At 64.2% G+C, this 15,129-nt stretch carries 1 protein-coding gene (cut by a window edge); it reads left to right on the top strand.

Features of this window, described 5'->3' with window-relative positions:
- Positions 1-15,077 carry the 3' portion of a non-ribosomal peptide synthetase gene (locus tag JBE38_RS28090; protein WP_205345276.1) on the top strand. It extends 4,423 nt beyond the left edge of the window, so the window shows 15,077 of its 19,500 coding nt (coding positions 4,424-19,500); its start codon lies beyond the left edge, outside the window; the stop codon is at positions 15,075-15,077.
- The last annotated feature ends 52 nt before the right edge of the window (positions 15,078-15,129 follow it).

The following is a 15,129-nucleotide window of genomic DNA, read 5'->3' as shown; positions in this document are numbered from 1 at the left end:
ACGTTCGCGCCGGTGTGCGCCAGGCGCACTCGCGCCTGAGCGCGCTGTTGGGGCATGAACATGCCGCGCTGGCCCTGGCGCAACGTTGCAGCCAGGTGCTGGCGCCGTTGCCGTTGTTCAGTGCGCTGCTCAACTATCGCCATAGCAGTGTCGGCGACGGGGTGGCGCAGGCCCAGGCCTGGCAAGGGATGGTAGGGCTCGGCGGCGAGGAGCGCACCAACTACCCGCTGACTTTGAACGTTGATGAATGGGGCGACGGTTTCAGTCTCACGGTGTTGACCCTGCCACAAGTCGGTGCGCAACGCCTGTGCGCTTTTGTGCACCAGGCGCTGGAACACTTGGTACACGCCCTGGAACACGCCCCCACGACTGCGCTGCAGGCACTGGCAATCCTGCCGGCGGCTGAACGCGAGCAAGTGTTGAGCACTTTCAATACCACGGCACGGGAATACCCGGCGGCACACACCGTCCATGAGGTTTTCGAAGCGCTTGCCGCCGTACAACCGACGGCATTGGCGGCTGTGCATGCCGAGCAACGAGCGACCTACGCCGAACTGAATCTGCGGGCCAACCGCCTGGCGCATCACCTGATCGGTCTGGGTGTGGCGCCGGGTGCCGGCGTGGCGATCCTGCTGGAACGCTCCGTGGACCTGCTGGTCAGCCAGCTGGCAATCAGCAAGTGTGCGGCGGTGTATGTGCCGCTGGACGTCAATGCGCCGTTGGACCGTCAAGGCTTCATGATTGCGGACAGCGGGGCGGCTCTGCTGCTGACGGTGGCCTCGGTTGAGGTGCCGGAAGGTGTTCGTCGCTTGGACCTGGACAGCCTGGATCTGAGTATCGAGCCGGATCACAACCCGGCGCTGGAGCAATCCGCCGAGACGGCGGCATACATCATGTACACCTCCGGCTCTACCGGCACGCCCAAAGGCGTACTGGTGCCGCATCGAGCGATCACGCGCCTGGTGATCAACAACGGCTATGCCGATTTCAATCAGCAGGACCGCGTGGCATTTGCTTCGAACCCGGCGTTTGACGCCAGTACCTTGGACGTGTGGGCGCCGTTGCTCAATGGCGGCGCAGTAGTGGTGGTCGATCAGGACACGCTGCTGTCCCAAGCTGATTTTGCTGCGCTGTTGCAGGAGCAAGCAGTCAGCGTGTTGTGGATGACCGCCGGCTTGTTCCACCAGTACGCCGAAGGATTGTTGACGGTCTTCCCGCAACTGCGTTACCTGATTGTCGGCGGTGATGTGCTCGATCCGAGCGTGATCGCCCGGGTCCTCAAGGACGGCGCCCCCCAGCACCTGCTTAACGGCTACGGCCCGACTGAAGCCACCACCTTCTCGACCACCCATGAGATTAAGCGGGCAGACGAGGGCAGCATCCCGATTGGCCGTCCGGTGGGCAACAGCCGTGCCTACGTGCTCGATGCCCGCCAGCAACCGGTGCCGGTCGGTGTGACCGGCGAGTTGTACATCGGTGGTCAGGGGGTTGCCCTGGGCTACCTGAACCGCGCTGATCTGACGGCGGAGAAATTCCTCGCCGACCCGTTCAGCGACGGAGCGCTGATGTACCGCACCGGCGATCTGGTGGTCTGGCGTGCCGACGGCACCTTGCAGTATCAGGGCCGTAACGACCAGCAGGTGAAGATTCGCGGCTTCCGCATCGAACTGGGCGAGATCGAAACGCGCCTGAGTGAGCACCCGCAGGTCAAGGACGCGGTGGTGCTCGCGCGTGAGGACGAACCGGGGTACAAGCGCCTGGTGGCGTATTTCACCGAGCGTGAAAACGTCGATATCCAATCCTTGCGTGAGCATCTGCAAGCGCAGTTGCCGGATTACATGGTGCCGGCCGCCTACGTGCGCCTGGACAGTCTGCCGCTGACCAACAACGGCAAGGTCGACCGCAAGGCCCTGCCTGCACCGGATCAGGACGCCCTGCTGAGCCGTGGCTACGAAGCGCCACAAGGTGAAGTGGAAACCGTGTTGGCGCAGATCTGGGCGGATGTGCTCAAGGTCGAGCAAGTCGGGCGTCACGATAACTTCTTTGAACTGGGCGGCCATTCGCTGCTGGCGGTCAATTTGATTGAACGCATGCGCCAGGCCGACCTCAGCGCCGATGTACGCGTGTTGTTTCGCCAGCCCACCCTTGCGGCGCTGGCGGCTGCCGTCGGCTCCGGGCGTGAGGTGGTTGTACCGGCCAACCGGATTACGCCTGACTGCTCACGCATCACTCCCGACCTGCTACCCCTGATGACCCTGGACCAGGCGAGCATCGACCATATCGTCGCCCAGATCCCGGGCGGCACGGCGAATGTGCAGGATATTTACCCGTTGGCGCCATTGCAGGAAGGCGTGTTGTACCACCATATCCGTGCCGAAACCGGCGATCCCTACTTGCTGCAATCGAGTTACGGGTTTGACAGCCTGGAGCGTTTCCAGGTGTTTATCGAGGTGCTGCAGGCGGTCATCGATCGCCATGACATCCTGCGCACCAGCCTCGTCTGGCAAGGTCTGGAAAACCCGGTGCAAGTGGTGTGGCGCAAGGCCGCGCTGGCGGTGCAGGAAATGCCCGCCGACCCGCACGGCGATGACGTCGTGAACCAGCTGCGTGAGCGTTTCGATGCCCGTCACTATCGCCTGGAACTGACCCAGGCACCGTTGATGCGCATCGTCTATGCCCGTGACGAGGCCAATCAGCGGATCGTCGCGTTGCTGATGTTCCATCACTTGATCATGGACCATACCGCCCTTGATGTGGTGCAACAGGAAATGCACCTGTTGCTGCAGGGTCAGGCCGAACAGCTGAAGCACGCGGTGCCTTACCGCAATTATGTGGCGCAGGCACGTCTGGGCAGCACTGATGCGGAGCACGAGCGGTTTTTCCGCGAGATGCTCAGCGATATCGATGAGCCGACCTTGCCGTTCGGTCTGCAGGATGTGCAGGGCGATGGGCATGGCGTGGGCGAAGCCACACACCTGCTTGATAAGGGCTTGAGCCTGCGCCTGCGCGAACAGGCACGCCAGACCGGCGTCAGCGCCGCCAGCCTGTTTCACCTGGCCTGGGCAAGGGTGTTGGGCAGCGTGTCGGGCCGTCGCGAGGTCGTGTTCGGCACCGTGTTGCTCGGCCGCATGCAAGGCGGTGAAGGGGCGGACCGTGGGCTGGGGATGTTTATCAATACCTTGCCGCTGCGAGTCGATGTCGACGCAGTGGGCGTGCGCTCGGCCGTCAAGGCAACCCATGCGCGACTGACGGCGTTACTGGGGCACGAGCATGCTTCACTGGCGCTGTCCCAGCGTTGCAGCGGGGTGCCGGCGAGCGTGCCGTTGTTCAGCGCCTTGCTCAACTACCGGCACACTGGCGTGGTCGAGGACATGGCCGCGCTCGAACAGGTATGGCACGGTATGCACTTCCTGCACGCCGAAGAGCGCACCAACTACCCGATCACCTTGAGCGTCGATGACCTGGGCGAGCAATTCAATCTCAATGCACTGGTGGTTTCGCCGCTGGAGGCGCGCCGTCTCTGTGACTACCTGCTCACCGTTGTGGAGCAGTTGGTGCAGGCACTGGAGCAATCCCCCGATCTGCCGTTCGAGCAATTGTCGGTATTGCCGGCGAGCGAAGTACACCAGGTGCTGGTCGAGTTCAACCCGACCACGCGTGCCTACCCCGAAACACAGACCGTGCACGCGCTGTTCGAAGCCCACGCGGCGGCCGATCCGCAGGCGCTGGCGGCGGTGCATGGCGAGCAAGCCGTGAGTTATGCGCAATTGAACCGACGGGCCAACCAGTTGGCCCATCACCTGATCGGCCAAGGCGTGGCGCCGGGTGCCAGCGTGGCGATTTTGCTGGAGCGTTCCGTGGACCTGCTGGTCAGCCAGTTGGCAATCAGCAAGTGTGCGGCGGTGTATGTACCGTTGGATGTCAACGCGCCGTTGGACCGTCAAGGCTTCATGATTTCGGACAGTGGGGCGGCTCTGTTGCTGACGGCAGCCTCGATCAAGGTGCCGGAGGTGGCTTGTCGCCTGGATCTGGATCGCCTCGACCTCACCGAAGAACCCGAGCACAACCCAGCGCTGGGGCAATCCGCCGAGACGGCGGCGTACATCATGTACACCTCCGGCTCCACGGGGACGCCAAAAGGCGTGCTGGTGCCGCACCGCGCCATCACGCGCCTGGTGATCAACAACGGCTATGCCGATTTCAATCAGCATGACCGCGTGGCGTTTGCTTCGAACCCGGCGTTTGACGCCAGTACCTTGGACGTGTGGGCGCCGTTGCTCAATGGCGGCGCAGTAGTGGTGGTCGATCAGGACACGCTGCTGTCCCAAGCTGATTTTGCTGCGCTGTTGCAGGAGCAAGCAGTCAGCGTGTTGTGGATGACCGCCGGCTTGTTCCACCAGTACGCCGAAGGATTGTTGCCGGTCTTCCCGCAACTGCGTTACCTGATTGTCGGTGGCGATGTGCTCGATCCGAGCGTGATCGCCCGGGTCCTCAAGGACGGCACCCCCCAGCATCTGCTCAACGGCTACGGCCCGACCGAGGCGACGACGTTCTCGACCACCCATGAGATTACGCGGGCAGACGAGGGCAGCATTCCGATTGGTCGTCCGGTGGGCAACAGCCGTGCCTACGTGCTCGACGCCCGCCAGCAACCGGTGCCGGTCGGTGTCACTGGCGAGTTGTATATCGGTGGCCAGGGTGTCGCCCTGGGCTACCTGAACCGCGCTGACCTGACGGCGGAGAAATTCCTCGCCGACCCGTTCAACGTCAATAGCTTGATGTACCGCACCGGCGACCTGGTGGCCTGGCGTGCCGACGGCACCTTGCAGTATCAGGGCCGTAACGACCAGCAGGTGAAGATCCGCGGTTTCCGCATCGAACTGGGCGAGATCGAAACGCGCCTGAGTGAACACCCCCAGGTCAAGGACGCGGTGGTACTCGCCCGTCAGGACGAACCGGGACACAAGCGCCTGGTGGCGTATTTCACCGAGCGTGAAAACCTCGACATCACAGCACTGCGTGACTACCTGTTGGCCCAGTTGCCGGACTACATGGTGCCGGCCGCCTACGTGCGGCTGGACCACCTGCCGTTGACCAACAACGGCAAGGTCGACCGTAAAGCCCTGCCGGCACCGGACCAGGAAGCCCTGCTCAGCCGTGGCTACGAAGCGCCACAAGGTGAGGTGGAAACCGTACTGGCGCAGATCTGGGCGGATGTGCTCAAGATCGAGCAGGTCGGTCGTCACGACAACTTCTTTGAACTGGGCGGCCATTCGCTGATGGCGGTCAACCTGATCGAACGCATGCGCCGCGCCGACCTCAGCGCCGACGTGCGCGTGTTGTTCAGCCAGCCGACTTTGGCAGCGCTGGCCGCTGCGGTGGGCAGTGGGCGCGAAGTGGCCGTACCGGCCAACCTGATCACGCCCGATTGCGTGCGTATCACCCCGGACCTGCTGCCCCTGGCGGACCTGGACCAGGCGGCGATCGACCGCATCGTCGCCAGTGTGCCGGGCAGCGTGGCCAACGTGCAGGATATCTACGCCCTGGCACCGTTGCAGGAAGGTATCCTGTACCACCACATCGCAGCGGAGCAGGGCGATCCGTACTTGCTGCAGTCGCAGCTGGAATTCGACGATATCGAGCGTCTGCAGGCGTTTGCCCAGGCCTTGCAGTCGGTGATCGAGCGCCATGACATCCTGCGCACCGGCGTGGTCTGGGAAGACCTGGCCATTCCCGCCCAGGTCGTCTGGCGCAAAGCCGAGTTGCCGGTACAGGCAGTGGACCTGGACCCGGCCGATGGCGATATTCTCAGCCAACTGCATGAGCGTTTTGATGCCCGGCATTACCGCCTGGAGGTCAGCCAGGCGCCGCTGGTTCGTCTGGTGTACGCCGAAGACCGCGCCAACCAGCGGATCGTGGCGATCCTGTTGTTCCATCACCTGGCGCTGGACCATACGGCCCTGGAGGTCGTCAGCCAGGAAATGCAGGCCAGCCTGCTGGGGCTGTCCGAGCCATTGGCGGCGCCGATCCCGTATCGCAACTATGTGGCTCAGGCGCGCCTGGGGCTCAGTGAGCAGGAGCACGAAGCGTTTTTCCGCGACATGCTCGGCGATATCGAGGAGCCGACCTTGCCGTTCGGTTTGCAAGACGTACAAGGCGAAGGCCATGCCATCCGTGAAGCCTCGCTGGCTCTGGACGCCGATTTGAGCCGGCGCCTGAGGGCGCGGGCGCGGCTGCTGGGGGTCAGCGCCGCGAGCGTGTTCCATCTGGCGTGGGCGAAGGTGCTGAGCAGCGTGTCCGACTCGCGGCAGGTGGTGTTCGGCACCGTCCTGATGGGCCGCATGCAGGGCGGGGACGGCGCTGACCGGTCGCTGGGCATGTTTATCAACACCCTGCCATTGCGGGTCGAAACCGAAGGCTTGGGGGTGCAGGCCGCCGTCAAGGCGACCCATGCACGCCTGACCGGCCTGTTGGGGCATGAACATGCCTCGCTGGCCCTGGTGCAACGTTGCAGTGGGGTTGCGCAGTCGACCCCACTGTTCAGTGCGCTGCTCAACTATCGCCATAGCCCGGCGGCCCATGCCGGCCTGACGGCCGAGATGGAGCAGGCCTGGCGCGGCATGCGCTTCCTGACGTCCGAGGAGCGCACCAACTACCCGGTCAGCCTGAGCGTCAACGATCTGGGCGAAGACTTCAGCCTGGATGCACTGACGGTTGCATCGGTCGATCCGCAATTGATCTGCGGTTACCTCGTGACCCTGCTTGAACAGCTGGTCGATGCTCTGGAGCACGCGCCACAACGGGCGTTGGAGCAACTGTCGATCCTATCGCCGGCACAGACCCGCCAGTTGCTCGTGGATTTCAACGCCACCGACGCGGATTACCCACGGGACCTGACCGTGGTGCAGATGATCGAGGCGCATGCCTTGCACACGCCGCATGCCGTCGCGGTAGTGCTGGGCGACCAGGCGTTGAGCTATCGCGAACTGAACGAACAGGCCAACCAGGTCGCGCATCACTTGCGCAGCCTGGGTGTGCAGGCCGATGCACGCGTTGCGCTGTGCATGGAGCGCAGCCTGGCGATGATTGTCGGGCTGCTGGGCATCCTCAAGTCGGGTGCTGCCTATGTACCGCTCGACCCCGAGTACCCCGCGCAACGCCTGGCACTGGCGCTGCAAGACAGCCAGCCGCTGGCGGTGCTGGTCCACGCAGCCACCCGCACGGTGCTGGAGGATTCGGGTGTGGCACAGGTCGACCTGGACGCACTGTCGTTGACTGCACAGCCACGCCACAACCCGGTCGCGGTGGCCGGGCCGAATGACCTGGCCTACGTGATCTTCACCTCCGGCTCCACCGGCCGTCCGAAAGGGGTGATGGTGGAGCATGGTTCGCTGGTCAACCACATCACCTGGCAGACCCGCACGTTTGGTTTTGATGCCAACGAGCGGATCTTGCAACGTACCTCGGTGGCCTTCGACGCCTCCGTCTGGGAGATCTGGACGCCGTTGGCGATTGGCGCGCGCCTGGTGCTGTTGCCGGCGCAAGCCTCGAGGGACGTCGAGCAAATGGCGCAGACCCTGGTGGAGCACCAGGTCAGCGTCGCGCAATTTGTGCCAAGCCTGCTGCGCCTGCTGGTGCAACTGCCGGACAGCGGCGTGCGCTGCCGTTACCTGTTCAGCGGCGGTGAAGTGCTGGAGCCGCAACTGGCAATGCAGGCCCGGGCGCTGACCACTCACGGGATCGTTAACCTGTATGGGCCGACCGAAGCCTCCATCGACAGCACGTCGTGGACCTGCGACGGCAGTGCGCCGGTCGAGTCGGTGCCGATTGGCAAGCCCATCGCCAATGCCCGCGCCTATGTGCTCGACACACGCCTTGAGCCGGTGGCGCTGGGTGTGGTGGGTGAGTTGTACATCGGCGGCGCGGGCGTGGCGCGTGGGTATCTGGGCCGCGATGACTTGACGGCCGAGCGCTTCCTGGCGGACCCGTTTACCGCTAATGGGCGCCTGTACAAAACCGGCGACCTGGTGCGTTACCTGGCCGATGGCACGCTGGAGTACGTGCGACGCAATGACGATCAGGTCAAGTTGCGTGGTTTGCGTATCGAATTGGGCGAAATCGAAGCGCACCTGGCGGCGCATAGTTCTGTGCAGGAGGCCGTGGTGCTGGTGCGTGATGAGCGCCTGGTGGCGTACTGCACGCGGCGCGATGCGCAGTCGCAGATCGATATCGAAGCCTTGCGTGAGCATGTACAGCAGTCTGTGCCGACCTACATGGTGCCGCAGGCCTATGTGGTGCTGGAGGCGCTGCCGCTGAGCCCCAACGGCAAGCTGGACCGCAAGGCGCTGCCGGAGCCGGGCATGGAAGCGGTGATTGCACGGGGTTATGAAGCACCCAGCGGTGCGGTCGAGACCCTGCTGGCACAGCTCTGGGCCGACGTGCTGAAGGTGGATAAGGTCGGTCGCCACGACCACTTCTTCGAACTGGGCGGGCATTCGTTGCTCGCCGTCAGCCTGATCGGACGCATGCGCCAGGCCGGCCTCAACGCCGATGTGCGCGTCCTGTTCAACCAGCCGACCCTGGCGGCGCTCGCCGCGGCCGTGGGCAGCGGGCGCGAGATCCAGGTGCCGGCCAACATCATCCCGGCCGGGTGCACGCACATTACGCCGGACTTGCTGCCGCTGCTGACCCTGGATCAGCCGAGCATCGACCGTATCGTCGCCACCGTCGTCGGCGGCGCGGCCAACGTGCAGGATATCTACCCGCTGGCGCCGCTGCAGGAAGGCATTCTTTACCACCACATCAGCGCCGATCAGGGCGATCTGTACGTGCAGCAGGGGCAGTTCGCGTTTGCCGATCTTGCGCGCCTGCAGCAGTTTGCCGAAGCCTTGCAACGGGTTATCGACCGCCACGATGTGCTGCGTACCGGGTTTGTCTGGGAGGGCCTGGAGCAGCCGGTGCAGGTGGTCTGGCGCCAGGCGCGGATGGTCACCCGCGCGGTGCAGTTCGATCCGCGCGGCGGCGATATCGCCGCGCAACTGGCGGCGCACGTCGACCCGCGCCGCCATCGTCTGAACGTGACCCAGGCGCCACTGATGCAACTGGTGTACGCCGACGATGAGGCCGGCCAGCGCATTGTCGCCACGCTGCTGTTCCACCACACAATCATGGACCACATGGCGATGGACGTGGTGTGGCGGGAAATGGAAGCGTTCCTGCTCGGCAAGGGCGATGAATTGATCGCCTCGGTGCCTTACCGCAACTACGTGGTGCAGACGCGCCTGGCCAGTCGCGAGCAGGAACACGAGGCGTTCTTTCGCGACATGCTCGGCGATATCGAGGAGCCGACCCTGCCGTTCGCACAGCAGGACGTGCGCGATGACGGCTACGATATCGAAGAGGTCGACCTGACCCTGGACGCCGGCTTGAGCCGACGCCTGCGCGTGCTGACTCGCCAGAATGGCGTCAGCCCGGCCAGCCTGTTCCACCTGGCCTGGGCACGTGTGCTGGGGGTGGTTTCCAGCACTGAGCGGGTGGTGTTCGGCACGGTGATGATGGGCCGCTTGCAAGGCGGTGAGGGCGCCGACCGGGCGGTGGGCATGTTTATCAATACCTTGCCGCTGCGCGTCGATATCAGCGGCCAAGGCGTGCAGGAGGCCGTCAAGGCCACCCATGCGCGTCTGTCGGGCTTGCTTGCCCATGAGCTGGCCTCACTGGCCCAGGTCCAGCGTTGCAGTGCTGTGCCGCAGTCCATGCCGTTGTTCAGTGCGTTGTTCAACTACCGCCATACGCCGGACAATGCTGCTGAAATCACCGAGGCGTCGCGTCGTGCGTGGCAAGGCATGGAGTTGTTACAGGCGCGGGAGCGTTCCAACTACCCACTGACCTTGAGCGTCAACGATTTGGGCGAGGCTTTCAGCCTGAGCGCACTGGCGCTGGCATCGATTGGCGCGCAACGCCTCTGCGAGTACGTGAACCGGGTCGTCGAGCAACTGGTCGAGGCGCTGGAACACGCCCCGCACACCGCGATGAACAGCCTGTCGGTGCTGCCTGCCGAGGCGCGTCGGCAGTTGCTCGAAGGCTTCAACGCCACCCGTGTCGACTATCCCCACGGCCTGACCATTCACCAACGCTTCGAGCAGCAGGTCGAGTTGTACCCGCATACGCTGGCGGCGGTGTACCAGGGCCAAAGCCTGACCTACGTCGAACTGAACCGCCAAGCCAACCAACTTGCCCACCAATTGATCGAACTCGGGGTGCAACCCGACGATCGCGTGGCGATCTGTGCGCAGCGCAGCCTGGAAATGCTGGTGGGCCTGGTCGCCATTCTCAAGGCCGGTGCGTGCTATGTGCCGATTGATGCGGCGCACCCGGCCGAGCGCCTCAGTTACCTGCTCGACGACAGCGCACCGGTGGCTGTGCTGATCCAGCCGGCGCTGGCGCAGCGTCTGCCGACCCTGACCGTGCCGGTATTGGAACTCGACAGCCGTCTGTGGCAAGGCCCGTCCAAAGGCAACCCACAGATTGCCGGCCTGACCCAGGCACACCTGGCTTACGTGATCTATACCTCCGGTTCTACCGGCCTGCCCAAAGGCGTGATGGTGGAGCATCGCACTTTGGAAAACCTGGTGAGCTGGCACTGCGATACGTTTGAACTGGGGCATGGCGGCAAGACGTCGAGCGTCGCCGGTTTTGGTTTCGACGCCATGGCCTGGGAAGTCTGGCCGGCCTTGTGCGTGGGGGCGACTCTGTATATGCCGCCGGCCCATGAGGGCGGTGAAGACATCGACGCGCTGCTGCAGTGGTGGTTGGCGCAACCGCTGGATGTGAGCTTCCTGCCCACCCCAGTGGCGGAATATGCCATCAGTCAGGACCTGCAACACCCGACGCTCAAGACGCTGTTGATCGGCGGCGACCGCTTGCGGCAGTTCAACAAGCCGCAGCGTTTCAACCTGATCAACAACTACGGCCCGACCGAAGCCACGGTGGTGGCGACCTCCGGGCGCGTTGACGCCGGGCAGGTGCTGCATATCGGCAAGCCGGTGAGCAATGCCCAGGTGTATCTGCTCGATGAATACCAGCAGCCGGTCCCCTTGGGCGTTGCGGGTGAGTTGTATGTGGCGGGTGCCGGGGTGGCGCGGGGTTACTTGAACCGCCCAGAGATGACCGCCGAGCGCTTCCTCAAGGATCCGTTCAGTGCGGATCCGCAGGCGCGTATGTACCGCACCGGCGACCTTGCACGTTGGTTGGAAGACGGCACCCTGGAATACCTGGGCCGTAACGATGATCAGGTGAAAATCCGCGGCGTGCGTATCGAGCTGGGTGAAATCGAAACCCGCCTGAGCGAACAGGCCGGCGTCCGCGAAGCCGTGGTGCTGGCCCGTGACGGACGCCTGGTGGCGTATTTCACCGAACAGTCGGCGCTGGATATCGACACCCTGCGCAGCGGTTTGCAAGCGTGCTTGCCGGAGTACATGGTGCCGGTCGCCTATGTGCGCCTGGACCAGCTGCCGCTGACCGCCAACGGCAAGCTGGACCGCAAGGCGTTGCCGGAGCCGGATCAGGACGCGATGCTCAGCCGCGGCTATGAAGCTCCGCAGGGCGAGGTGGAAACCACCCTGGCGCAGATCTGGGCCGAGGTGCTCAAACTGGAACAGGTGGGTCGCCACGACAACTTCTTCGAGCTGGGCGGGCACTCGTTGCTGGCCGTGGGCCTGGTGGAACGTATGCGCCAGGCGGGCTTGCAGGCGGATGTGCGCGTGCTGTTCAGTCAGCCGACCCTGGCCGCCCTCGCGGCGGCGGTGGGCGCCGGCAACGAAGTGGCGGTACCGGCCAATCGCATCGACATCGGTTGCACCCGCATCACTCCGGACCTGCTGCCCCTGGCCACGCTGGATCAAGCAAGCATTGACCGGATTGTCGCCAGTGTGCCGGGCGGTGTGGCCAACGTGCAGGACATCTATGCCTTGGCGCCGTTGCAGGAGGGCCTGTTGTATCACCACATCAGCGCCGAACAGGGTGACCCGTACCAGCAACATGCGCTGTTCGCGTTCGACAGCCGCCAGCGGCTGGACCGGTTCGCCCAGGCGCTGCAATACGTGATCGGTCGCCACGACATCCTGCGTACCGGGCTGTTCTGGGAGCAACTGGAGGTGCCGGTGCAAGTGGTCTGGCGCGAGGCCCCGCTGACGATGGACGAACTCGTCCCACAAGCGGGTGAGGTGCTGGCGCAGTTGCGTGAGCACTTCAGCCTCGGCCGCCACCGCATGGATATCCGCCAGGCACCGATGATGCACCTGGGCTTTGCCCATGACCCGCAGCATCAGCGTTGGATCGGCATGCTGTCCTTCCACCACCTGGTCAACGACGCGACCTCCATGGGCGTGCTGGTGGCGGAAATCGAAGCGCACATGAGCGGGCGCGAGCAGCAACTGGGTGCATCGGTACCGTACCGCAACTATGTGGCGCAGACCCGCCAGGGCAAGGACCGCGCCGCCCATGAAGCGTTTTTCCGCGAGATGCTCGGCGACGTCGACGAACCGACGCTGCCGTTCGGCGTGCAGCGCATCGACAGTGAGCGGGATGCCACCGAGGAGGTCGATCACTGGCTGGGCGCTGCGTTCAGCCAACGTCTGCGGCGCCAGGCACGGCAGTTGGGGGTGAGTGCCGCCACGCTGTATCACTGGGTCTGGGCCCAGGTCATCGGCGCGGTGTCAGCCCGTGATGACGTGGTGTTCGGCACCGTATTGCTCGGCCGCCTGCAGGCCGGCGACGGCGCCGAGCGTTCCCTGGGGATGTTCATCAACACCTTGCCGCTGCGCGTGCGCCTGAAGGATGAAAGCCTGACGGCGGCGGTCAAGAACACCCATGTGGCCTTGAGTCAGTTGATGGCTCACGAGCATGCGTCGCTGACGTTGGCACAACGTTGCAGCGGCGTGGCCGCACCGGCGCCGTTGTTCAGTGCCTTGCTCAACTACCGACATGGGTCGGCCAGTGTCAGTGAGGCCAGCCGCGTCGCCTGGGACGGCATCGAGATGCTCGCCAACGAAGGGGTCAACAGTTACCCGCTGATTCTGTCGGTGGATGACGTGGGCGAGGACTTCCGGGTCAGTGCCCTGGCGCCGCGCTCGGTCGGCGCGCAGCGGGTCTTGGGTTACGTGTGCACGACGTTGGCCGGGCTGGTCGAGCAGTTGGAACAGGCACCGCATTCGGCGGCTAACCGCCTGTCGATCCTGACCTGCGATGAGCGCCGGCAGTTATTGCAGACGTTCAACGATACGGCGCTGGGCTACCCGCAACTGCAACCGCTGCATCAGGTGTTTGAGGCATGGGTACAGGCGCATCCGCACGCCTTGGCAGCGTCGCACCGTCAGCAACAGGTCAGCTATGCCGGGTTGAACGCACGGGCCAACCGCCTGGCCCATCATCTGATCGGCCTGGGGGTAGTCCCCGGCGACCGTGTGGCGATCCTGCTGGAGCGTTCCGTGGACCTGCTGGTCAGCCAACTGGCAATCAGCAAGTGCGCGGCGGTGTATGTGCCGCTGGACGTCAACGCGCCGTTGGACCGTCAAGGCTTCATGATCTCGGACAGCGGGGCGGCGTTGGTGCTGACGGCGGCCTCGATCAAGGTGCCGGAAGGCGCCCGTCGTCTGGATCTGGACAGCCTGGATCTGATTCTCGAGCCGGATCACAACCCGGCGTTGGAACAGTCCGCAGAGACGGCGGCGTACATCATGTACACCTCCGGCTCAACGGGTACGCCGAAGGGCGTACTGGTGCCGCACCGCGCCATCACACGCCTGGTGATCAACAACGGCTATGCCGATTTCAATCAGCAGGACCGCGTGGCGTTTGCTTCGAACCCGGCGTTTGACGCCAGTACCCTGGATGTCTGGGCACCTTTGCTCAATGGCGGGGCAGTGGTGGTGGTCGATCAGGACACATTGTTGTCCCAAGCTGATTTCGCGGCGTTGTTGCAGGAACAAGCAGTCAGCGTGTTGTGGATGACCGCCGGGTTGTTCCACCAGTACGCCGAAGGATTGTTGCCGGTCTTCCCGCAACTGCGTTACCTGATTGTCGGCGGTGATGTGCTCGATCCGAGCGTTATCGCCCGGGTCCTCAAGGACGGCGCACCTCAGCACCTGCTCAACGGCTACGGCCCGACCGAGGCGACGACGTTCTCGACCACCCATGAGATTACGCGGGCAGACGAGGGCAGCATTCCGATTGGTCGTCCGGTGGGCAACAGCCGTGCCTACGTGCTCGATGCCCGTCAACAACCGGTGCCCGTCGGTGTGACCGGCGAGTTGTATATCGGTGGCCAGGGGGTTGCCCTGGGCTACCTGAACCGCGCTGACCTGACGGCGGAGAAATTCCTCGCCGACCCGTTCAACGTCAATAGCTTGATGTACCGCACCGGCGACCTGGTGGCCTGGCGTGCCGACGGCACCTTGCAGTATCAGGGGCGTAATGACCAGCAGGTGAAGATCCGTGGCTTCCGTATCGAACTGGGCGAGATCGAAACGCGCCTGAGTGAGCACCCGCAGGTCAGGGACGCGGTAGTACTCGCCCGTCAGGACGAGCCTGGGCACAAGCGTCTGGTGGCCTACTTCACCGAACGTGAAGCGCTGGATATCGAAGTGCTGCGCGCCTATCTGCAAGGGCAGTTGCCGGAGTACATGGTGCCGGCGGCCTATGTGCGCCTGGACAGCCTGCCGCTGACCAGCAACGGCAAGGTCGACCGCAAGGCCTTGCCGGCACCGGACCAGGAGGCGTTGCTCAGCCGCGTTTACGAGGCACCCCAGGGGCCGACGGAAGTGGCCCTGGCGCAACTGTGGGAGAAGGTACTCAACGTCGGGCAGGTGGGGCGCCATGACCACTTCTTCGAGTTGGGTGGGCATTCATTGTTGGCGGTGAGCCTGGTCGAGCAGATGCGCAAGCAAGGGATGGACGCTGACTTGCGCGTGTTGCTCGCTCAACCGACGCTGGCTGCAATGGCCGCGGCGGTGGGGCAGGTCGAGCATGTGGTCGTGCCGCAATCGAGCGTGCCCACGTTCGAGCGCAAACGTCGGATCTGATCGACACACGCCTGGCAGACCGACGCGGTTAAACCGCGCCGGCCTGTCGGGC

The sequence above is a fragment of the Pseudomonas sp. ICBG1301 genome (assembly GCF_016918385.1).
Lineage (GTDB): Bacteria > Pseudomonadota > Gammaproteobacteria > Pseudomonadales > Pseudomonadaceae > Aquipseudomonas > Aquipseudomonas palleroniana.
This window is presented reverse-complemented; position numbering and strand designations above follow the sequence as displayed.